Annotated in this window: 19 protein-coding genes; 12 read left to right on the forward strand and 7 right to left on the reverse strand. The window is 60.2% G+C overall.

Annotation, left to right across the window (positions count from 1 at the left end):
* Positions 1–123: 123 nt before the first annotated feature.
* The 7 genes from ACZZ0B_RS24820 (at position 124) to tauD (ending at position 8,551) form a co-directional block, all read left to right on the forward strand.
* Positions 124–2,448: a Tex family protein gene (locus ACZZ0B_RS24820; RefSeq protein WP_463546446.1), complete on the forward strand. Its 2,325-nt coding sequence runs from the start codon at positions 124–126 to the stop codon at positions 2,446–2,448.
* Positions 2,448–2,831: a PaaI family thioesterase gene (locus ACZZ0B_RS24825; protein WP_053116527.1), complete on the forward strand. Its 384-nt coding sequence runs from the start codon at positions 2,448–2,450 to the stop codon at positions 2,829–2,831. The genes ACZZ0B_RS24820 and ACZZ0B_RS24825 overlap by 1 nt, the downstream gene beginning before the upstream one ends.
* A 246-nt stretch (positions 2,832–3,077) precedes the next feature.
* Positions 3,078–4,661 (forward strand): glutamate--cysteine ligase, encoded by a 1,584-nt coding sequence (gene gshA, locus ACZZ0B_RS24830; protein WP_463546447.1) that lies wholly within the window; start codon positions 3,078–3,080, stop codon positions 4,659–4,661.
* Positions 4,662–4,944: 283 nt separating this feature from the next.
* Positions 4,945–5,922, forward strand: coding sequence for a taurine ABC transporter substrate-binding protein (gene tauA / locus ACZZ0B_RS24835; protein WP_008086822.1), 978 nt, complete (start codon positions 4,945–4,947; stop codon positions 5,920–5,922).
* 16 nt (positions 5,923–5,938) lie between these two features.
* Positions 5,939–6,733, forward strand: coding sequence for a taurine ABC transporter ATP-binding subunit (gene tauB / locus ACZZ0B_RS24840; protein ID WP_180699367.1), 795 nt, complete (start codon positions 5,939–5,941; stop codon positions 6,731–6,733).
* On the forward strand, positions 6,730–7,569 hold the full coding sequence (gene tauC / locus ACZZ0B_RS24845; RefSeq protein WP_158829996.1) for a taurine ABC transporter permease TauC: 840 nt from the start codon (positions 6,730–6,732) through the stop codon (positions 7,567–7,569). Before tauB ends, tauC begins: the two co-directional genes overlap by 4 nt.
* Positions 7,570–7,711: 142 nt before the next feature.
* Positions 7,712–8,551, forward strand: a complete 840-nt coding sequence (gene tauD / locus ACZZ0B_RS24850; RefSeq protein ID WP_463546448.1) for a taurine dioxygenase — start codon at positions 7,712–7,714, stop codon at positions 8,549–8,551.
* A gap of 160 nt (positions 8,552–8,711) precedes the next feature.
* On the opposite strand, the gene mgrA is transcribed toward tauD, so the two are convergent.
* The 3 genes from mgrA to ACZZ0B_RS24865 all read right to left on the reverse strand — a co-directional run bounded on the left by mgrA (position 8,712) and on the right by ACZZ0B_RS24865 (position 13,489).
* Positions 8,712–9,749: an L-glyceraldehyde 3-phosphate reductase gene (gene mgrA / locus ACZZ0B_RS24855; RefSeq protein WP_008087334.1), complete on the reverse strand. Its 1,038-nt coding sequence runs from the start codon at positions 9,747–9,749 to the stop codon at positions 8,712–8,714.
* Between the two features lie 193 nt (positions 9,750–9,942).
* The gene (locus ACZZ0B_RS24860; protein ID WP_463546449.1) at positions 9,943–11,262 is read right to left on the reverse strand and encodes an LLM class flavin-dependent oxidoreductase; all 1,320 of its coding nucleotides are present in this window, start codon (positions 11,260–11,262) and stop codon (positions 9,943–9,945) included.
* 1 nt (position 11,263) lies between these two features.
* On the reverse strand, positions 11,264–13,489 hold the full coding sequence (locus ACZZ0B_RS24865) for a TonB-dependent receptor (protein WP_463546969.1): 2,226 nt from the start codon (positions 13,487–13,489) through the stop codon (positions 11,264–11,266).
* A gap of 206 nt (positions 13,490–13,695) precedes the next feature.
* On the opposite strand from ACZZ0B_RS24865, the gene ACZZ0B_RS24870 reads away from it, so the two are divergent.
* Positions 13,696–14,733 carry a LacI family DNA-binding transcriptional regulator gene (locus ACZZ0B_RS24870; protein ID WP_463546450.1) on the forward strand — a complete coding sequence of 346 codons (1,038 nt, stop codon included), beginning with the start codon at positions 13,696–13,698 and terminating at the stop codon, positions 14,731–14,733.
* A 99-nt stretch (positions 14,734–14,832) separates the two neighbouring features.
* Here ACZZ0B_RS24870 and ACZZ0B_RS24875 read toward each other — a convergent pair whose 3' ends face one another.
* Together ACZZ0B_RS24875 and ACZZ0B_RS24880 are read right to left on the reverse strand one after the other, a co-directional pair.
* Complete coding sequence (locus ACZZ0B_RS24875) at positions 14,833–15,297, reverse strand: type II toxin-antitoxin system HicB family antitoxin (protein WP_463546451.1); 465 nt, start codon at positions 15,295–15,297, stop codon at positions 14,833–14,835.
* Positions 15,294–15,476: a type II toxin-antitoxin system HicA family toxin gene (locus ACZZ0B_RS24880; RefSeq protein WP_122597754.1), complete on the reverse strand. Its 183-nt coding sequence runs from the start codon at positions 15,474–15,476 to the stop codon at positions 15,294–15,296. Before ACZZ0B_RS24880 ends, ACZZ0B_RS24875 begins: the two co-directional genes overlap by 4 nt.
* Positions 15,477–15,879: 403 nt before the next feature.
* Here ACZZ0B_RS24880 and ACZZ0B_RS24885 point away from each other — a divergent pair, with 403 nt between their 5' ends.
* On the forward strand, positions 15,880–16,140 hold the full coding sequence (locus tag ACZZ0B_RS24885) for a hypothetical protein (protein ID WP_463546452.1): 261 nt from the start codon (positions 15,880–15,882) through the stop codon (positions 16,138–16,140).
* Between the two features lie 24 nt (positions 16,141–16,164).
* On the opposite strand, the gene betT is transcribed toward ACZZ0B_RS24885, so the two are convergent.
* Entirely contained in the window at positions 16,165–18,126 is a 1,962-nt protein-coding gene (gene betT / locus ACZZ0B_RS24890) for a choline transporter BetT (RefSeq protein WP_172828122.1), read from the reverse strand.
* A 370-nt stretch (positions 18,127–18,496) separates the two neighbouring features.
* Positions 18,497–19,423 (reverse strand): serine O-acetyltransferase EpsC, encoded by a 927-nt coding sequence (gene epsC / locus ACZZ0B_RS24895; RefSeq protein ID WP_053116516.1) that lies wholly within the window; start codon positions 19,421–19,423, stop codon positions 18,497–18,499.
* A gap of 190 nt (positions 19,424–19,613) precedes the next feature.
* On the opposite strand from epsC, the gene ACZZ0B_RS24900 reads away from it, so the two are divergent.
* From ACZZ0B_RS24900 to tcyL, 3 genes are all read left to right on the forward strand, one after another.
* On the forward strand, positions 19,614–20,606 hold the full coding sequence (locus ACZZ0B_RS24900) for a D-cysteine desulfhydrase (RefSeq protein WP_463546453.1): 993 nt from the start codon (positions 19,614–19,616) through the stop codon (positions 20,604–20,606).
* 309 nt (positions 20,607–20,915) lie between these two features.
* Positions 20,916–21,716 (forward strand): cystine ABC transporter substrate-binding protein, encoded by an 801-nt coding sequence (gene tcyJ, locus ACZZ0B_RS24905; protein ID WP_463546454.1) that lies wholly within the window; start codon positions 20,916–20,918, stop codon positions 21,714–21,716.
* A complete protein-coding gene (tcyL, locus tag ACZZ0B_RS24910) occupies positions 21,716–22,381 on the forward strand; it encodes a cystine ABC transporter permease (protein ID WP_007918741.1) in 666 nt (221 codons plus the stop codon). Before tcyJ ends, tcyL begins: the two co-directional genes overlap by 1 nt.
* Positions 22,382–22,385 lie beyond the last annotated feature (4 nt).

Raw genomic sequence — 22,385 nt, forward strand, 5'->3', positions numbered from 1 at the left:
ATTTCACGGGTCAATGGGGTGCCTTTTGACCCAGGCAGCGGCCATCTTCATGCCGCTCAACCAGACTCCGGGCCTTTATTTCCGTGCCTGCGAGCCTGCTTTCACAATATGTCAGGTGGTTTTATGGACAGCATCAACAGCCGCATCGCCGAGGAACTCGGCGTACGCCCACAACAGGTCGAAGCGGCCGTCGCGCTACTCGATGAAGGCTCAACCGTTCCCTTCATCGCCCGTTACCGGAAAGAAGTCACCGGCAGCCTCGATGACACCCAGTTGCGTCATCTGGAAGAGCGCCTGCGCTACCTGCGAGAACTCGACGAACGGCGCATCAGCATCCTCGCCAGCATCGAAGAGCAAGGCAAACTCACCCCGCAGCTTGAGCGCGACATCAAGCTTGCCGACACCAAAACCCGCCTCGAAGACTTGTACCTGCCGTACAAGCAGAAGCGCCGCACCAAGGGCCAGATCGCCCTGGAAGCCGGCCTCGGCGACCTCGCGGACGGTCTGTTCAACGACCCGAACCTGGCCCCGGAAACCGAAGCCGCACGCTTCGTCGATGCCGAAAAAGGCGTGGCCGATGTCAAGGCTGCCCTCGAAGGCGCCAAATACATCCTCATGGAACGTTTCGCCGAAGACGCCAGCCTGCTGGAAAAACTGCGTAACTACCTGAAACAGGAAGCCACTCTCAGTGCCCGCGTTATCGCCGGCAAAGAAGAGGAAGGCGCCAAGTTCCGCGACTACTTCGAACACGACGAACCACTGAAAAGCATGCCGTCGCACCGCGCGCTGGCGATTTTCCGTGGCCGCAACGAAGGCATCCTCAGCTCCGCGCTGAAAGTCGGCGACGAGCTGCCGGGCAGCATGCACCCGTGCGAAGGCATGATCGGCCAGCAATTCAATATTCAGAACCAGAACCGTCCGGCCGACAAATGGCTCGGCGAAGTGGTGCGCTGGACGTGGAAGGTCAAGCTCTACACGCACTTGGAAACCGACCTGCTCGGCGAACTGCGTGACGGCGCTGAAACCGAAGCGATCAACGTGTTCGCCCACAACCTGCACGACCTGCTGCTGGCCGCCCCGGCCGGCCCGCGCGCTACTCTGGGCCTCGACCCGGGCCTGCGTACCGGTTGCAAGGTTGCCGTGGTCGACTCCACCGGCAAGCTGCTTGATCACGCCACGGTTTACCCGCACGTGCCGCACAACAAGTGGGATCAGACCATCGCCATCCTGGCCGCCCTGTGCGCCAAGCACTCGGTTGACCTGATCGCCATCGGCAACGGCACCGCCAGTCGCGAGACCGACAAACTGGCAATCGAGCTGATCAAAAAATACCCGGCGATGAAAATGACCAAGGTCATGGTCTCCGAGGCCGGCGCGTCGGTGTACTCGGCATCGGAACTGGCGGCCAAGGAATTCCCGGATCTCGACGTATCGATCCGTGGCGCCGTGTCCATCGCCCGTCGTCTGCAGGATCCATTGGCAGAGCTGGTGAAAATCGATCCGAAATCCATCGGTGTCGGCCAGTACCAGCACGACGTTTCGCAACTGAAACTGGCGCGCGGTCTGGATGCAGTAGTTGAAGACTGCGTAAACGCCGTCGGCGTTGATGTAAACACCGCTTCGGTGGCGCTGCTGGCCCGTATCTCCGGCCTCAACTCGACGCTGGCGCAGAACATCGTGACTCACCGCGATGAGCACGGCGCGTTCAAAACCCGTGCAGCCCTGAAGAAAGTCGCGCGTCTGGGCGAAAAAACCTTCGAACAGGCGGCCGGTTTCTTGCGCGTGATGAACGGCGACAACCCGCTGGATTCGTCGGCGGTTCACCCGGAAGCCTATCCGCTGGTGCAGCGCATTGCCGCTGAAACCGACCGCGACATCCGCTCGCTGATCGGCGACGCAAGCTTCCTCAAGCGTCTGGATCCGAAGAAATTCACCGACGAGACCTTCGGTCTGCCAACCGTCACCGACATTCTGCAAGAGCTGGAAAAACCGGGCCGCGACCCGCGTCCGGAGTTCAAGACAGCGGAGTTCCAGGAAGGCGTTGAAGACCTGAAAGACCTGCAACTGGGGATGATCCTCGAAGGCGTCGTCACCAACGTGACCGCGTTCGGTGCCTTCGTCGACATCGGTGTGCATCAGGACGGTCTGGTGCACATCTCGGCGCTCTCGGAGAAATTCATCAAGGATCCACGCGAAGCGGTGAAGGCCGGTGACGTGGTGAAAGTGAAGGTCATGGAAGTCGATATCCCGCGCAAACGCGTTGGCCTGTCGATGCGCATGGGCGACACCCCGGGCGAGAAAATCGACGGTGCGCGTGGCTCGCGTCCGGGCTCGGCGCAACGCCAGCCGTCGAACAACGCGCCACGCAAGGAAACCGCCACCGCCGCCCCGGTGAACAACGCGATGGCTTCGCTGTTCGCCAACGCCAAGCAATTGAAGAAACGCTGATGGAAATTCCGGCCGGGCTCGTCGAGAGCGCGTTTTTCAAGCTGTTGGGCTGCCGCCTGCACAGCCTGGAAACCGGGGTGGCGCAAGTCGCCCTGGTGCTGGAACCGGAACTGCGCAATCGCGGCGGCAAATTGCACGGTGGCGCGCTGTTCAGCCTGGTCGACATCGCCATGGGGCTGGCCTGTTCCAGCACTCACGGCTTCGATCAGCAGAGCGCGACCATCGAGTGCAAGATCAACTACATCCGCGCCGTTTCCGACGGCGAGGTCATGTGCACGGCGCGGGTCATCCACCCGGGCCGCCGCACGTTGGTGGTTGAAGCCGACGTGATGCAGGGCGACAAACTGGTCGCAAAAGCACAAGGCACGTTCGCTGTCCTGTAGCTAGACGCCATCATTTTGAGTTAATTTCGGCGCAACGAATCCTGTAGGAGCTGCCGCAGGCTGCGATCTTTTGATCTTGCTATTGAAAAACAAAATCAAAAGATCGCAGCCTTCGGCAGCTCCTACAGGTATGTGTGCGGCTGACCGGTTAGAAAAACCAGGCGAAAACGCCAGTTTTAACTTCACCCTTGTAGACCGTCCTGCCCACCCCCATATTGGGGCGACTGACGCGTGAAGGAATCCAAATTGAGCGAACTTCTCAACCGCCGCCTGGCTCTGCTCGGCGAGCGCGCTAACCTCTCTCTGCTCGAGCAGTGCCTGCACGGTATCGAACGTGAATGCCTGCGCGTGACCAGCGAAGGTCGCCTGGCGCAAACGCCGCACCCCGAAGCCTTGGGTTCCGCGCTGACCAACGAACAGATCACCACCGACTACTCCGAGTCGCTGCTGGAATTCATCACGCCCGCCCTGCCTGACCCGGCTGATACGCTGGCGAGCCTGGACAAGATTCACCGTTTTGCCTACAGCAAACTCGGCAACGAGTACCTGTGGAGTCCATCGATGCCGTGCCCGTTGCCGGCTGAGGAAGACATCCCGATCGCCTATTACGGCACCTCCAACATCGGTCAGCTCAAGTACGTTTACCGCAAGGGCCTGGCCCTGCGCTACGGCAAGACCATGCAGTGCATTGCCGGGATTCACTACAACTTTTCCCTGCCGGAAAAGCTCTGGCCGCTGCTGCGTGAAACCGAAGGGTTTGTCGGCACGGATCGCGATTTCCAGTCGGTTTCCTACATCGCGCTGATCCGCAATTTCCGTCGCTACAGCTGGCTGCTGATGTACCTGTTCGGTGCCTCGCCAGCGCTGGATGCCGGTTTCCTGCGTGGTCGTTCGCATCAGCTGGAACAGCTCGATCCGGACACCCTGTATCTGCCGTACGCGACCAGCCTGCGCATGAGCGACCTCGGTTATCAGAGCAACGCCCAGGCCGGTCTGACGCCGTGCTACAACGATCTGGCGAGTTACACCGACAGCCTGCGCAAAGCCGTCGCCACGCCGTACGCGCCGTACGTTGAAGTCGGCACGCACAAGGATGGCGAGTGGGTGCAACTCAACACCAACATCCTGCAGATCGAAAACGAGTACTACTCCAACATCCGCCCGAAACGCGTGACCTACACCGGCGAGCGGCCGATTCAGGCGCTGGTGGCCCGTGGCATTCAGTACGTCGAAGTGCGCTGCCTGGACATCAACCCGTTCCTGCCGATGGGCATCGACCTCACCGAGTCGCGCTTCCTCGACGCGTTCCTGCTGTTCTGCGCGCTGAACGATAGCCCGCTGCTGACCAACACCTCGTGCGGCAATGCGACGTCGAACTTCCTCAGCGTGGTCAAGGAAGGTCGCCGTCCGGGTCTGGAGTTGCAGCGTGACGGTGAGTCGGTCGAGATGAAGACCTGGGCGGCAGAATTGCTCGAACAAATCGCGCCAGTGGCGGCGTTGCTGGATCAGAGCCATGGCGGCGATGCGCACAGCAAGGCACTGGATGCGCAACTGGCCAAAGTCAGCGATCCGTCCCTGACCCCGTCCGCGCAGGTTTTGGCGGCGATGGCTGAGCATAAGGAAAGCTTTGCGCAGTTCTCGTTGCGTCAGAGCCAGGCGCATGCGGAGTTTTTCCGTAGCGAGCCTTTGGCGGCGGATGAGCAGGCGAAGTTTGAGGAGTTGGCGCGTACTTCGCTGGCCGCGCAGGCTGAGCTGGAGCAGAACGAGGTGGGCGATTTTGATGTGTTTGTCGGGTCGTATCAGGCGAGCATTCTGGCGATCAGTAATTAAACGTTGGCAGTAAAAAAGATCGCAGCCTTCGGCAGCTCCTACATGGGAACGAGATTGATCGTTCCCACGCTCCGCGTGGTAACGCATCAGGGGACGCTCCGCGTCCAGGTGACGCGGAGCGTCACCGGCTGCATTCCCACGCAGAGCGTGGGGACGATCTGCTCCCTCGCTCTTAGATTTTTCCGCTCATAAGCTCATTCGAAAAAGTTATTTATTTACTGATTCTTAGATCATTTAGTCTCCTTTCACGCCGACGCTCGGTCGCCTGATATGGAGCTTTTCAATGAAACTGAATTTTCCGCTTCGCCTGCTCGCCGCAGCCTCCCTGGCCGCCGCGAGTTTTCTGGCTCAGGCCGCCGACCTCACCGTCGCCTACCAAACCACCGTTGACCCGGCGAAAGTCGCTCAGGCTGACGGCGCTTACGAAAAAGCCACCAAAGCCGATATCGCCTGGCGCAAGTTCGATAACGGCGCCGACATCATCGCCGCCATCGCTTCCGGTGACGTGCAGATCGGCTACCTCGGTTCGAGCCCGCTGACCGCCGCGATCACCCGCAAAGTCCCGGTCGAAACCTTCCTCATCGCCACTCAGATCGGCGCTGCCGAAGCGCTGGTCGCCCGCGACGGTTCCGGCATCAAGACCCCGCAAGATCTGGTCGGCAAGAAAATCGCCGTGCCGTTCGTGTCCACCGGTCACTACAGCCTGCTCGCGGCGCTGAAGCACTGGAACATCGATCCTTCGAAAGTCACCGTGCTCAACCTCGCCCCTCCAGCGATCATCGCCGCGTGGAAACGCGGTGATATCGACGCCACCTACGTTTGGGATCCGGCGCTGGGCGTGGCCAAGGAAAACGGCAAAGTGCTGATCACCTCCGGCGAACTGGCCAAGTTCGGCGCGCCGACTTTCGATGCGTGGATCGTGCGCAAGGACTTCGCCGAGAAGCACCCGGAAATCGTCACCGCGTTCGCCAAGGTCACCCTCGACGCCTACGCCGATTACCGCAAAGACCCGAAAGCCTGGCTCGCCGATCAATCCAACGTCGACAAATTGGTGAAACTCTCCGGCGCCAAGGCCAGCGATATTCCGCTGCTGCTGCAAGGCAACGTCTACCCGCTCGCGGCTGATCAGGTCGTCACCCTCGGCGCGCCGACCACCAAAGCCATCACCGACACCGCTGCGTTCCTCAAGGAACAAGGCAAGGTCGAAGCCGTTCTGCCGGACTACGCGCCGTACGTCAGCGCCAAATTCATCACCAACTGATCGGGAGTTAACCGCGATGGCCTTGCTACAGCTGGAGCGCATCAGCGCACAGTACCCGGGCAGCCCGACACCGGTGCTGGCGGATATTTCTCTGACCCTGGGGCCTCAGCAATTGCTGGTCGCCCTCGGCCCGTCCGGCAGTGGCAAGACTTCGCTGTTGAACCTGATTGCCGGTTTCGTTGAACCGAGTGCCGGGCGCATCACCCTCGACGGCGTGCCGGTCAAAGGCCCGAGCGCCGAACGTGGCGTGGTGTTCCAGGACGACGCGTTGCTGCCTTGGCAGGACGTGTTGGCCAACGTCGCATTCGGTCTGGAGCTGGCCGGTGTCGCCAAAGACAAACGCGAAAAGATTGCCCGCGAAATGCTCGCGCTGGTCGATCTTTCCGGTTTCGAAAGCCGCCGCATCTGGCAACTCTCCGGTGGCCAGAAACAACGCGTCGGCCTCGCCCGCGCCCTCGCCGCTGACCCGCGTGTATTGCTGATGGACGAGCCTTTCGGTGCCCTCGACGCATTCACCCGCGAACAGATGCAGGAGCTGTTGCTGCAAGTCTGGCAGCGCACCGCCAAGCCGGTTTTCCTGATTACCCACGACATTGAAGAAGCGGTGTTCCTCGCCACTGACCTGATTCTGCTCGCGCCGAATCCGGGGCAGATCGTTGAGCGTCTGCAGCTGGATTTCGGTCAGCGTTACGCCGCTGGCGAGTCCGCCCGCGCGATCAAATCCGATCCGCGCTTTATCGAAACCCGCGAACACGTGCTGAGCAAAGTGTTCTCGCAACGCAGCGCCGGGCAACGGCAGGAGCGCGCATGAGCAGTTACGACGTTTCCTCGGCTGCGGTAAAACCGGTCAGCGCATCGGTGGTGATTCCGGTGCGCCGCAGCCTCAGCACGCGCTGGATCAGCCTGCTGACGTTGTTTGCGTTGTTGGCGATCTGGTGGGCGGTAACTGCCACCGGTTTGATCGAACCGCTGTTCTTGCCGCCACCGTCAGCCGTGCTGCAAAAAGGCTGGTTGCTGGCGACCACCGGTTACATGGATTCGACGTTGTGGCAGCACCTTGGTGCGAGCCTGAGCCGTATCGGTCTGGGTCTGGGTTTTGCGATTCTGACCGCTGTGCCGGTGGGCATTGCGATCGGCGCCAACCGCATCGCTCGAGGTGTGCTCGATCCGCTGATCGAGTTCTACCGCCCGATTCCGCCGTTGGCTTATCTGCCGCTGATTGTGATCTGGTGCGGCATCGGCGAGTTGTCGAAAGTGCTGCTGATTTATCTGGCGATTTTCGCGCCGATTGCCATCGCTACCGCCACCGGCGTGCGCACGGTTGACCCGGCGAAATTGCGCGCGGCGCAGTCGTTGGGTGCGACGCGTTTGCAGCTGATTCGTCATGTGATTTTGCCAAGCGCTCTGCCGGACATTCTCACCGGCGTGCGCATTGGTCTGGGTGTTGGCTGGTCGACGCTGGTCGCCGCTGAATTGATCGCCGCCACCAGCGGCTTGGGTTTCATGGTGCAGTCGGCCGCGCAATTTCTGGTCACCGACGTTGTGGTGCTGGGGATTCTGGTCATCGCCCTGATCGCCTTCGCCATGGAAATGGGCCTGCGCGCCCTGCAGCGCAAACTGGTGCCGTGGCACGGCCAGGCCCACTAAAACATCTTTTTTAATCACCCCCCTGTAGGAGCTGCCGCAGGCTGCGATCTTTTGATCTTGCTTTTAAAAAGATCAAGATCAAAAGATCGCAGCCTGCGGCAGCTCCTACATAGGGTGATGACCGCAATTGAAGAGAAAGACCATGAGCAGCCTCACCATCACCCCATTAAGCTCGGCCCTCGGCGCGCAAATCAGCGGCGTCGACATTAGCCAGCCACTGAGCCTGGAACACCGCGACGCGATCGAGCAGGCGCTGCTCAAATACCAGGTTTTGTTCTTCCGCAACCAGCCAATCGAACCGCCACAACAGGCGCGCTTTGCGGCGTACTTCGGTGACCTGCATATTCACCCGATCTACCCGAACGTGCCGGAACAGCCGGAAGTGTTGATCCTCGACACCGCCGTCACCGACGTGCGCGACAACGCGATCTGGCACACCGACGTGACCTTCCTGCCGACGCCGGCGATGGGCGCGGTGCTCAGCGCCAAGTTGCTGCCGGAGTTTGGCGGCGACACGTTGTGGGCCAGCGGGATTGCTGCGTATGAAGCGCTGTCAGCGCCGCTGAAAGGTTTGCTTGAAGGCCTGACTGCGACTCACGACTTCACGCGCTCGTTTCCGCTGGAACGTTACGGCAACACGCCAGAAGCATTGGCGCAGTGGGAAGAAGCACGGCGCAAGAATCCACCGCTGTCACACCCGGTGATTCGCACGCATCCGGTCAGTGGGCGGCGCTCGCTGTTCGTCAACGAAGGCTTCACGTCGAAGATCAATGAGCTGTCGGAAACCGAGAGCGAGGCGATTCTGAAGTTCCTGTTCGCCCATGCAACACGGCCGGAATTCACCATTCGCTGGCGCTGGCAGCAGGACGATATTGCTTTCTGGGACAACCGCGTGACGCAGCATTACGCGGTGGATGACTACCGCCCGGCGCGGCGGGTGATGCAGCGGGCGACAGTGCTGGGGGATGTGCCTTTTTTTTAGGATCAAAAGATCGCAGCCTGCGGCAGCTCCTACCTTGATCGTTCCCACGCTCTGCGTGGGAACGCCGCCCGGGACGCTCTGCGTCCCATCTAAAGCCGAACGCGGAGCGTCCGTGGATGCATTCCCACGCGGAGCGTGGGAACGATCAGCTTCGAGAGGCTCACTCCGCCGTCGAAGGTTTCTCCCACAGATTGATCCCGCCCTCCTGGGCAAACCGGTCAATCTCCGCCAGCTCTTCCGCGCTAAAACTCAGATTCTTCAACGCCCCGACGTTCTCGATAATCTGCTCCGGCCGGCTAGCGCCGATCAGTGCCGAGGTCACCCGAGGATCGCGCAGCGTCCACGCCAGCGCCAGTTGCGCCAGACTCTGACCACGACGCTTGGCGATCTCGTTCAGCGCGCGCACATGAGCGATGTTGGCCTCGGACAAGTGCGAAGCCTGCAACGAACCACCGCCAGGACGATTGACCCGCGCATCCGCCGGCACGCCGTTGAGGTATTTGTCGGTGAGCAGACCTTGCGCCAACGGAGTGAACGCAATCACGCCCGTGCCGAGTTCATCGGTGGTATCGAGCAGATCCTTTTCCACCCAGCGATTGAGCAGGTTGTACGCCGGCTGATGGATCAGCAGCGGAACTTTCCACTCTTTGAGCAGCGCAGCGATCTCACGGGTTTTCACGCCCGAATACGACGAGATCCCGATGTACAACGCCTTGCCCTGCTGCACGGCAGTGGCGAGGGCGCTGGCGGTTTCTTCCAGTGGGGTGTCCGGGTCGAAGCGGTGCGAATAGAAGATATCCACATAGTCCAGACCGAGGCGTTGCAGGCTCTGGTCGAGGCTGGCCAGCACGTATTTGCGCGAGCCGCCGCCCTGACCGTAAGGACCGGGCCACATGTCCCAACCGGCCTTGCTGGAGATGATCAGTTCGTCGCGGTATTGCTTGAAGTCTTCACGCAGCAGACGACCGAAATTGATCTCGGCGCTGCCGTACGGCGGGCCGTAGTTGTTGGCCAGGTCGAAGTGGTTGATACCCAGGTCGAACGCGGTGCGCAGCAGGGAGCGCTGGGTGTCGATCGGCGTGCTGTCACCGAAGTTGTGCCACAGGCCCAGCGACAGCGCCGGCAGCACCAGACCGCTGCGGCCGACGCGGCGGTAAGGGATGGAGTCATAGCGATTTTCGGCAGCGGTGTAAGTCATCGAATCCTCTCTTGTCTGTCTTTTAGTCATCAGAAACCGAACACCTTTGTGGCGAGGGGATTTATCCCCGATCGGCTGCGAAGCAGTCGTAAAACCAGCGCACTCGGTACATCAGGTTGACCGAGGTTTCAGGTCTTGGGGCGGCTCCGCCACCCGTCGGGGATAAATCCCCTCACCACAAAAGCCCTACCAATCATGCGAAACGGTTTACAGGTCGGGCCAGGCCAAGGTTCTGGCGTAACGTCCGGCCCTCGTATTCCGTTCTGAACAACCCACGCCGTTGCAGTTCCGGGACCACGCTGTTGGCGAAGTCTTCGAGCCCGCCCGGCAGGTGCGGCACCAGCACGTTGAAGCCGTCCGCAGCGCCCTGTTCAAACCATTCCTGCAAACGATCAGCAATCTGCTCAGGCGTACCGACCAGGCTGTAATGCCCGCGCCCGCCAGCAATCTTGCGGCCCAACTCGGCGAGGCTGAGGTTCTCCCGCCCCGCCAGCTCAGTGAGCAATTTCTGCCGACTCTGCTGGCCGCTTTCGGTCAGTGGCAATTCGGGCAACGGCCCGTCCAGCGGGTACTTCGACAAATCGAAGTTGCCCAGCATACGCCCAAGCAACGCGACGCCAACCTCGGGTTCGACTAATTGCTGAAACGTTTCACATTTTTCCTGCGCTTCGGCTTCGGTACCGCCGACCACGACAAAAACTCCAGGCATGATTTTCAACGAATCTGCGCTGCGACCATACTTGGGCAGGCGCCCCTTGAGATCGGCGTAAAACGCCTGAGCGTTGGCCAGCGAGGTCTGCGCGGTAAACACCACTTCAGCCGTCTGCGCCGCCAATTCACGCCCAGTCTCGGAAGAGCCGGCCTGCACGATCACCGGTTGCCCCTGCGGCGAGCGCGCAACGTTCAGTGGCCCTTTGACCCGGAAGTGCTCACCGACGTGATCCAGCACGTGCAACTTCGCAGGGTCGTAGTACGCCCCGCTCGCCTTGTCGCGCACAAACGCATCGTCCTCCCAGCTGTCCCAAAGCCCGGTGACCACCTGATGAAATTCGCGCGCACGGCTATATCGTTCGGCATGACCGATATGCTCATCACGACCAAAATTCAGCGCTTCGGCAGCATTGTCCGAGGTCACCAGATTCCACCCCGCTCGGCCACCCGATAAGTGATCAAGTGAGGCGAATTTGCGCGCCACGTGATACGGCTCGTTGTAACTGGTAGTCGCCGTCGCAATCAGGCCGATGTGCTCGGTCACCGCACTCAGCGCCGAGAGCAATGTCAGCGGCTCAAAGTGATCAGAGCGCGCCATGCGACTGGCGATGTCTTGGGTCGGCGCGGCGACGCTGTCAGCGACAAACAACGCATCGAATTTCGCTGCCTCGGCAATTTGCGCCAGCCGTTTGTAATGGGCGAAATCCAGACCTGCATTCGCCGGCACATCCGGATGACGCCACGCCGCCACGTGGTGCCCGGTGGCCATAAGAAATGCACCGAGTTTCAACTGTCTGCTCATCTCAGAAATCCTTGCGCAGTTGCACGCCAAAGTAGCGCTCGTCATCCCGTGGCACGGCGCGGTAGATGTAGTTGCCACCGCTGGCGAGCACCGGCGAGTAAGACTTGTCGGTGAGGTTTTTGCCGAGCAACGCAACACGCCAGCCATTGCTGTAATCGGCCAGAGCGACGCTGGCGTTCCAGATACCGTAAGCGCCCTGTTTGGTGTCGACGTTCTGGCTGATGTCGTACTGCACTTCGCTCTGCCAGCTGTAGTCGGTGCCGAGTTCGATATCCAGGCCGTTATCCAGCGGGATCGTGTAGTCGGCGCGCACGTAGCTTTTCCAGTCCGGGCTGAATGGCAGCGGTTTGCCGTTGACGTTGCACGACGCCGCCGCGCCCGCCGGGCAGGCGAATTCGTCGATCCGTGCGCGGGTGTAGGCCAGTGCGCCGGACAACTTCAATTGCTGGGTCGCTTGTACGGCGTAATCGAGTTCGACGCCCTCGGTGCTGACGCTGCCGGCGTTGATCAAACGCGTCACAACCTGGCCGGCGACGGTATCGAAGAAGTTCGCCTGGTAGTTGTCGTACTCGCTGTGGAACACCGCGAGGTTGGTGGTCAGGCGATTGTTCCACGACGTGGCTTTGATGCCCGCCTCCCAGGTATTGGAGGTTTCCGGTTTAAGCGCTTCGGTGTCGCGCGGCTGCATGTTGAAAAACACGTTGTAGGCCGGGCCTTTGTAGCCGCGCGAATAGGTCAGGTACGTGGTGACCGCATCGCTCAAGTCGTACTGCACACCGAGGCGGCCGGACCAGCCATCTTCATCGACAGAACCTGAGCTGCTGGTCGCCGGTTGGATACCGCTGACGGTGGTGGCCGACGTCGACACGCGGCGGTGATCGTATTCAAGATCATCGTGGGTGTAGCGCAGGCCGGCGATGCCGCGAAAGTCCGAAGTGAAGTTCAGCGTGCTCTCGCCGAACACCGCGTAACTGTCGCTGGTGGTGCTGTAATCGGCGACGCCACGGTCGGTGCGCGTGGTGGTGGTCAGCGTGCGCTGATAGGTCTCTTCGTCCTTGCCGTGCATGTAGAACAGGCCGCCGACGTATTCAAGAAATTCGCCTTTCGGTGAAGCCAGACGTAGCTCCTGTGAGAATTGATCGAAGGCCAGATCGCCCTTGTCAGCCGTGCCGGGAAACGCTGCGGTCACCGTGCCGAGACGGTCGCCGTCCTGATACTGCGTGTTGTCCCAGCCACGCCACGCGGTGATCGACGTCAGCGTGTAATCGCCCAGTTGCCAGTCGAGCTGGCCGGACAAACCTTTGTTGATGTCTTCAACGTGAGAGCGAGTGTCGGTGTTGATGTCGCGGTTGTGGCTGGAGGCATACGCCGGGCTCAGCGCGTTGGCGAAGGCCGGGGTCAGTGACTTGCTGACCACGCCATTGGGGCCGTCGTCGTGGGACTGCATGTAGTCGGCAATCAGGGTGAAAGTGACGTCGTCATTCGGCGTGAATTCGAGTTTGCCGCGCACGCCGCGATGGTTGTAGCCGTTGACCTCCTGACCGTTATGTTGGTTGTCGACGTTGCCGTCGTAGGTGCCGAACAGCGTGCTGATCGAGCCTTTCAAGGTGTCCGGAATCAGGCTGCCGCCGAGGCCGAATCGGGTGCGGCTTTCGTTGCCGCTGTAGTACGACTGATCGATGTAGCCGTGGGTCTCGGCGGTGGGTGCCTTGCTGGTGATGTTGAGCACGCCAGCCGAGGCGTTCTTGCCGAACAGCGTGCCTTGCGGGCCACGTAAAACCTCGACGCGCTCAAGATCGAGCAGATCCATGGTCGCCTGTCCCGGACGCGCATACACCACGCCATCGATCACCGTCGCCACGGTTGGCTCAACGCCTGGAGAAGTGGAAATTGTGCCAACGCCGCGCACGAACAACGAGGTGTCTTTGTTCGATGCGCCGGTGCGGAAATTCAGCGACGGTACTTGCTGGACGATGCTTGCCACGCCGTTGCGGTTATCGCGCTCGAGCTGCTCGCCGTCGATCACCGAGACCGCAACCGGCACCTTTTGCAGCGACTCTTCGCGGCGGGTCGCGGTGACGGTGACCGACTTCAGCGTCGGCTCCTGATCGCTGCTGTCAGCAGCGAATGCATTGGGCAACGGCAGCGCCGCCAGCCCCGTCAGTAACCAGCCAGCGGCGCGAATCGACTGCGCCAGTTTGTGTGTCGCCCCAGGAATGTTGTGCATGTTCTGCCCGCTCGAAATTGGCCCTGATCCGCTGCCGTTCTGCGACGACAGCGCCTGAATCGGTGTCTTGGGCATTCGCTCGAGCGAGTAGCAGACAACGCGCTTTGTTAGCGCTAACATCGCCAATATTGGCTAACCTCACATAGACCGTCCAATACTGAAAAATTAGTTTTATATGCGATTTGGTTTTTAACAAGGATCGAACCATGAGCGAAGATAAACCGCGCAAACGCCGTGGCGCCGGACGCGTGACCCTGAATGCCGTGGCGCGCGAGGCCGGAGTGTCCGCGATCACCGTGTCGCGGTATTTCAATCAGCCCGAACAGGTTTCGCCCGAGCGTCGCGAGCGGATTGCGGCGGTGGTAGCAGAGTTGGGTTATGTACCGAATCTGGTAGCCGGCGGGCTGGCCTCGGCGCGGGGGAAAATCGTCGGCATGGTGATTCCGAACATCTCCGGGCCGATCTTCGCCAATACCATTCAAGGCTTCAGCGACACGCTCAGTCGTCATGGTTATCAGCTGTTGCTGGCGTCGAGTTACTTCAGCACCGAGCAGGAAGAAAATGCCGTGCGCGCGTTTCTCGGCTGGTCGCCGGCGGCGCTGGTACTGACCAGCCATTTTCACAGCGCAGGCACGGAAAAGATGATCGCCGAGGCGGATATTCCGGTGATTGAAACCTGGGATTACCAACCGGATCGCGAGCCGATGCAGATCGGTTTTTCGCATTTCGACGTAGGCGTGACGGCAGCGAATTATCTGCTGGGAAAAGGTTATCGACGCATTGCCTTCGTGCAGAACAGCGCAACGGGAGACTTCAGCGCCCTGGAGCGCCGCGACGGTTACGCGGCGACCTTGCGAGAGTCTGGCCTGGAGCCGTGGGTGTTCGCCCCTGACGCTGACCGCGCACCATTCGAGGCCGGCAAACAGGCGATGGACGCCTTGATGAACACCTCTCCGCGCCCCGACGCAATCATCTTCGCCAACGACAACCTCGCCGCCGGCGGCCTGCTCGCCGGGCAACGCGCGGGCATTAAAATCCCTGAAGACTGCGCCGTTCTCGGCTTCGGTGATTACCCGTTCGCCGAGATGCTGCTGCCGAGCCTGAGCACGATCAAACCGCCGGCGCTGGAGATAGGTGTGCTGGCGGCGACACGCGTGCTGGAAAGTCTTGGTATGTTGCCGAGCGACGAGGTGCAACGATTGAATCTGTTGCAGTGCCAAGTCATCGAACGCGAAAGCACCTGAAACGGACATCTCAGTAGGAGCTGCCGCAGGCTGCGATCTTTTGATCTTTAAAAACAAGTCAAAAGATCGCAGCCTGCGGCAGCTCCTACAGGGTCATCTTTACATCGAGAGTTCGCGCAAGGCGGCTGCCGCGAGGAAACCGGAGCGGGAGCTATAGCGTTGGTCACGTCGGACAGTTTGGTCGATGCGCTCAAGCAACTGCTCAGGCAGCGTGGCGTTGAACCGCACTGACTTACCGAAATACGGGGTGATATCAAAATCGACCACACCCCAGATCCCTCCCGCGTAATCCGGGTTATCGAGATGAGCATCAATCTCCCGCACTTGAGGCAACGGCGCACCGTCGGCGACCAAGCCTTCATAATGAAGCGCCAAAGCTTCCTGAGTATTCTCAAACGCCTCGGCGACTGTAGTGCCCGCAGAGAAGCAGCCCGGTACATCCGGGATGATCACGCCGTAGTCTGAGTCGGCATCCTTGTGCAGAACGACCGGGAATTTCATGTGAGTGAGTCCTTCCTCTGACAGGCCCTTAAAACGGCCTTCGTTTCCAATAACGGGCCTCATTTCAGGCCCGCCTGTTTCAAAATGCTGTTGATCGTGCCCTTGGGCAGATCGGAGTCGGGGTGTTTGATCGTCACCCTTCCCTGCTTGAACGGATGCTTGTACTGGTGGTGACTGCCTTTCACCGCTACCAGATACCAACCATCGTCCTCGATCATCCTGATCATTTCCCGACTGCGCATTTCCTTTGCCCTGTTCGACCGCTAGAGCTATTCACTCTAGGGGACGCAGGCGACTTTTATACACACGATACACACCAAGATAAATATTAGCTCACGGAACGGACGCTCGGTTAAGGGCCAGTTCAACGGCAGGCGCGAGCCGGCGAACACCACACCTCGTGAGCCGTGCACATCTGGATGAGTCGCGAAATGTGTCCCGATGGAGAGGATCGGTGTTTTAGTGGCGGGGGCCGGATTGTCTATGCTCTAAAGGACACCGAGGTGACCCTATCGCGAGCAGGCTCACTCCTACAGGGGCTGCGTTGTACATAAAATTCATGTCCAACCACGCTCCACTGTAGGAGTGAGCCTGCTCGCGATAGCGGTCTTTCAGGCAATACACATCCACCAGGCAGAACCCGCCATGCACACCGCCATCATCATTTTCTTCGGCCTGGTCCTGCTCGCCCTGATGCTGTACATCGGCGAGCGCATCGGTTTCAGCCGGCAGACCATGGCCTACAGCTTCGCCGCCTTGTGGCTGGCGTTGACGGTGATTAATGGCGCGGTGGATGTGGTGCATGCGAGGCAACCGCTGGGTTCGGAAATAGCGATTGGCAGTGCGGTGTTCGGCGTGCCGATGGCGGCGATGGTGTTGTTCATGGTGCTGAGCGCCGAGTCGTAAAACGTCCCGGCGCCCAGCTGCCAATCAACGCACCAGATGCAGGAACTGCATGTGGCGTTCGTACTGGTCGAGGATGTCGTTGATGATCTGCTCTTTGGTGTAGCCGACCAGATCGTAGTCCTGACTGCCCTCACTCAAATGCACTTCGGCGCGGTAGTAGCGACGATTGTTGAGCTGCTTCGAGCCCATCCCGCCACGCGCGAACGACGGCGTGAAGTAGCCGCGCATTTGCACCTGATAGATGAACGGATGAGCATCGCCATGGCCGATTTCGAGGCTGACGCTGTCATTCGCCGGATCCGGCTGGGTGACCACGTTCAGGCCTTTCTCGACGAACACCGCCGTCACTTCTTCAATCGCCGGACGCACCGTGGTGTCCATGAAGCGGTACACCTCGTCGCGTGACGGGAAGTGCACGGCCTGACTCAGACGCTGACGCCAGCCGCCCGTGCCGCGCCGCGAACCCGAAACCGGTGCCAGCGAATGCAGTTGCGCGATCTGCTTCTGCGACTCCAGATAGAACGCCTTGTGCAGGCCCCACATCATCAACAACAGAATCAGCGAGAACGGCAACGAGGTCAGTACCACCGCTGACTTCAGTGCATCGATGCTGCCGGAGAACAGCAGCGCACTGGTGATCAGCGCAGTCATCGCCCCCCAAAACACCCGCAGCCATTTCGGCCCGTCTTCGTCCGGGTTGCCACCCTTGGCCGACAGGGTCGAGAGCACCACGGTGCCGGAATCGGCAGAGGTGACGAAGAACACGAAGCTGATAAACACCGTCACGGCGATGACGGTTTTGCTCCATGGATAAGTTTCCAGCAGCAGGTAAATACTCATCGACGGATTGTCGAGGGCCGACATGCCCAGCGCGCTCATGCCGTGGTTGAGCACCTGATCGATAGCGCTGTTGCCGAAGATCGACATCCACGCGAGGGTGAAACCGAGCGGAATCAACAGCACGCCGAAAACGAATTCGCGGATGGTGCGGCCACGGGAAATCCGTGCGATGAACAGACCCACGAACGGCGACCATGCAATCCACCAGGCCCAGTAGAACACCGTCCAGCCGCCGAGCCAGTCGCTCGGTTTGTCGTAGGCGTAGAGGTCGAAACTCTTCATCGGCAAGGCGCCGAGGTAGTCGCCGATGTTCTGGATCAAGGTGTTGAGCAGATGCTGGGTAGGCCCGGCGAACAACACAAACAGGAGCAGTGCACAGGCCAGCAGCATGTTGATGTCGGACATCACCCGCACGCCTTTATCGACGCCGGAGACCGCAACAATGATCGCCGCGCCCATCATCAGCGTGATCAGGCCGACCTGAATCCACTGGGTGTGAGCGATGCCGAACAGGTAGTCGAGACCGGAGTTGAGGTGCAGCACGCCGAAGCCCATGTCGGCACCGAGGCCGAACACCGTGGCGATGATGCCGAAGCCATCCACTGCGTAACCGATCGGGCCATTGATGCGCTTGCCGATCAGCGGGTACAGCGCCGAACGCAGGGCCAGCGGCAGGTTGTGGCGGTAAGCGAAATAGGCCAGCGCCATGCCGACGAAGGCGAACACGCCCCAGCCATGCAGGCCCCAGTGCAGAAACAGAACCTGCATTGCCTGACGCGCCGCATCCGCCGTGCCGGCCTCGCCTTGCGGCGGCTGGAGCATGTGGGTCAGCGGTTCGGACACGCAAAAGAAGAACAACGTGATGCTGATCCCGGCGGCGAACAGCATGCCGGCCCAGGACAGGTAACTGAATTCGGGCTCGTCGTGGTCGGCACCGAGTTTTATCTTGCCGTAGCCGGATAAGGCGGTGACCACCACGAAGACCAGATACAAGGTCATCGCGAGCATGTAGTACCAGCCGACCGTGTTGGCCGCCCAGTTTTGCGCTTCCAGCAGCCAGGCGCCGGCCTGTTCAGGCATGGCGATAACGACGAGACCAAACAGCAGAATGACCGTCGCGGCGAAGTAGAACACCGGCGGATTCATGCGCACCAGACCGCTGGCGGGGGTAGACGATGCACTCATGAAACGTGCACCTCGAGGGGTTGAAACGTGGCTGAAATGATCGGACTCAGCAAAGGCAAGCCTCCTGTTGTGAGCGGGCAGCGAACCACCGGTTTAACTTGAATGAACGTTCAAGTTAAACATGGATAGGGTGGTAAGGACTAATCGCAGGGCTGGGCGGTAGTTTTCCTACAGTAGCCCAAGGAGGTGTATGACGCGGGTTTGGAGGAATTCGTTCAACAGCAACATGGCCTTATGCCCATACCTGTAGGAGCTGCCGAAGGCTGCGATCTTTTGCTGTGGTTTTTGTAGAGCAAAAGATCGCAGCCTTCGGCAGCTCCTACATCGGATCTTACTTTTGCGTGCCGTCATCGTGCTGCAGGTTGGCCTGGGTCAGATTGCATCCGGCCGGCACGCTGCGCGTCAGCCACACGTTGCCGCCAATGGTCGAACCCTTACCGATGGTGATCCGTCCGAGAATTGTCGCCCCGGCGTAAATCACCACATCATCTTCCACGATCGGATGACGCGGATGGCCCTTCTGCAACTGACCGTCTTCATCTGCCGGGAAGCGTTTGGCACCCAACGTCACCGCCTGATAAATCCGCACGCGCTCGCCAATGATCGCGGTTTCACCAATCACCACACCGGTACCGTGATCGATAAAGAAGCTACGGCCGATCTGCGCCCCCGGGTGAATATCGATGCCCGTCGCCGAATGGGCGATTTCCGCACTGATCCGTGCCAGCAACGGCAGCCCGGCGCGATACAAATGGTGCGCCAGACGATGGTGAATCACCGCCAGAATCCCCGGATAGCACAGCAACACCTCATCAACGCTGCGCGCCGCCGGATCACCGTGGTAGGCCGCGAGCACATCGGTATCGAGCAGCGTGCGCAAGCCCGGCAAGGCCAGGGCAAAGTCCTGAATTATCTCAATCGCACGGGCCTCGACTTCGGTATCGGCCTGCGCGCTGTGGCGAGCGACATAACGCAGCTCCAGGCGCGTTTGCGCCAGCAAGGCATTCAGCGCGACATCAAGGGTATGACCGACGTAGAAATCCTCACTCTCTTCGCGCAGATCCACCGGCCCCAGACGCATCGGGAACAACGCGCCGCACAGCGCCTCCAGAATTTCCGCCATCGCCGCCCGCGACGGCAACTCGCGACCACCCTGCTCGCCGGACGCCCGGCCGTTCTGTGCCCGCCACTGATCCCGCGCGCTGCGCAGTTGACTGACGATGGTCTGCAATTGCCAATGGCTGGAACGCTCGCTCACGGTAAAGACTCCTCACGGGCGGCCGGACTGTCTGGCCGCGTCAACGGCGACTACTTTACGGCATGCTCATGAGGGCGAATTAAGAACCGATAGTGCTGGGCTCAGTTCATTTAGCTATAAGCGATTCACGGTTGCCCCTGCAAAAGCGCGTGCCTATAGTCCTTTCATCTTTCTCCGCCAGTACGGACTCATGATCAAGAATCAGCTGGAACGCTTTAACCGTCTCGACCTGCTCGGCCATCCGACGCCGCTGGAAAAACTTGAACGCCTGTCCGCGTGGCTCGGCCGCGAGGTGTACATCAAGCGCGATGACCTGACGCCGCTGGCCATGGGCGGCAACAAACTGCGCAAACTCGAATACCTCGCCGCTGATGCCTTGGCGCAAGGCGCCGACACGCTGATCACCGCCGGCGCGCTGCAATCGAACCACGTTCGCCAAACGGCTGCGCTGGCCGCCAAACTCGGTCTCGGCTGCGTGGCGTTGCTGGAAAATCCGCTGGGCACCGACGACAGCAACTACACCGGCAACGGCAACCGCCTGCTGCTGGATCTGTTCGACACCAAGGTCGAGCTGGTCGACAACCTCGACAACGCTGATGAACAACTGGCCGCCCTCGCCGTGCGTTTGCGCAGCAATGGCAAGAAACCGTATCTGGTGCCAATTGGCGGCTCAAATGCGCTCGGTGCGCTGGGTTATGTGCGCGCCGGCCTGGAACTGGCCGAGCAGATCAAAGACACCGGCCTGAATTTCGCCGCCGTGGTGTTGGCCTCGGGCAGTGCCGGGACGCACAGCGGTCTGGCCCTGGCGTTGAGCGAAGTACTGCCGCAATTACCGGTGATCGGCGTGACGGTTTCGCGCAGTGAAGAAGACCAGCGGCCGAAGGTGCAGGGTCTCGCGGAACGTACGGCGGCGCTGCTCGGCGTCGAACTGCCGGCCAGTTTCAAGGTCGAGTTGTGGGACGAATATTTTGGTCCGCGTTATGGCGAGCCGAATGCCGGGACGTTGGCAGCGGTGAAGCTTTTGGCGAGTCAGGAAGCGGTGCTGCTGGATCCGGTTTATACCGGCAAGGCGATGGCGGGATTGCTGGACGGGATCGGGCGTCAGCGTTTTGATGAGGGACCGATCATTTTCTTGCACACCGGCGGCGCGCCGGCGTTGTTTGCCTACACGGAGTTTCTGTAACGAGATCGTTCCCCACGCTCTGCGTGGGAATGCAGCCTGGGACGCTCCGCGTCCCTTTTAGAGCTGGAACGCGGAGCGTCCCCAGAGGCATTCCCACGCAGAGCGTGGGTACGATCAATATTCAAATAAGATCTAACAAATTAAATATTAAGTATTTTCAAGTCTAACGCAGACATCTTATAGTCTCGCCGCAGGCGAATTTCGCGCAAGACGCATAAGCTGCTTTAGGGCACGATAACGCAGGCGCACGAATCACCCATTCGCCAACTTTCCTTTAGCGTCTTCCATAAGAAAACACAGGGGCTCGTCATGAATTTTTCCGCACTACGTCGCAATCTGCTGGTGGGTTCACTGGGCCTGGCGCTGAGCGCCGGCCTGATCAGCCAGGCAGTCGCCGGTGAGCAGCTGCAACAGATCAAGGACAAAGGCGTTATCAACGTCGGCCTGGAAGGCACTTACCCTCCATTCAGCTTCGTCGATGCCGACGGCAAACTCTCCGGTTTCGAAGTCGAGCTCTCCGAAGCAATCGCGCAAAAACTCGGCGTCAAAGCCAAGATCCAGCCGACCAAGTGGGACGGCATTCTCGCTGCGCTGGAATCCAAGCGTCTGGACGTCGTAGTCAACCAGGTGACCATCTCCGACGAGCGCAAAAAGAAGTATGACTTCTCCGAGCCGTACACCGTTTCCGGGATTCAGGCGCTGGTGCTGAAGAGCAAAGAGTCCGCACTGAACATCAAGACCGCCAATGACCTGTCCGGCAAGAAAGTCGGTGTCGGCCTGGGCACCAACTACGAACAATGGGTTCGCGCCAACGTGCCGGGCGCTGACGTGCGCACCTATGACGATGATCCGACCAAGTTCGCCGACCTCAACAACGGCCGCACCGACGCCATCCTGATCGACCGTCTGGCCGCGCTGGAATACGCCAAGAAAGCCCCGAAAACCGTAGCCGCCGGTGAAGCCTTCTCCCGTCAAGAAGCCGGTGTTGCCCTGCGCAAAGGTGAGCCGGAACTGCTGGCTGCCGTGAACAAGGCCATCGACGAACTGCGTGCAGACGGCACCCTTGCGAAGCTGTCCACGAAGTACTTCAACGCTGACGTCACTAAATAATGGAAGAAGCTTTCCAACTCGCACTGGACTCCGCGCCCTTTCTGCTCAAGGGCGCGTATTACACGGTAGTCCTCAGTCTCGGCGGGATGTTCTTCGGCTTGCTGCTGGGCTTCGGCCTGGCGTTGATGCGCCTCTCGCGCTTCAAATCGGTGAGCTGGCTGGCGCGCATCTACGTGTCGTTCTTTCGCGGCACGCCGTTGCTGGTGCAACTGTTCGTGATCTATTACGGCTTGCCGCAATTAGGCCTCGAACTGGATCCGCTGCCGGCGGCGCTGATCGGCTTCTCGCTGAACATGGCCGCTTACGCCTGTGAAATTCTGCGCGCTGCGATCGGTTCGATCGAGCGTGGCCAGTGGGAAGCTGCCGCGAGCATCGGCATGACCCGTGCGCAAACCCTGCGCCGGGCCATCCTGCCGCAAGCGATGCGCACGGCGTTGCCGCCGTTGGGCAACAGCTTCATTTCGCTGGTCAAGGACACGGCACTCGCCGCCACCATTCAGGTGCCGGAGCTGTTCCGTCAGGCCCAGTTGATTACCGCCCGGACTTTCGAAGTCTTCACCATGTATCTTGCCGCCGCGCTGATCTACTGGATTCTGGCCACGGTGCTTTCGCACTTCCAGAACAAGTTGGAAGAGCGGGTCAATCGGCACGACCAGGAGTCCTGACGCG

Source organism: Pseudomonas sp. AC247 (assembly GCF_979258015.1).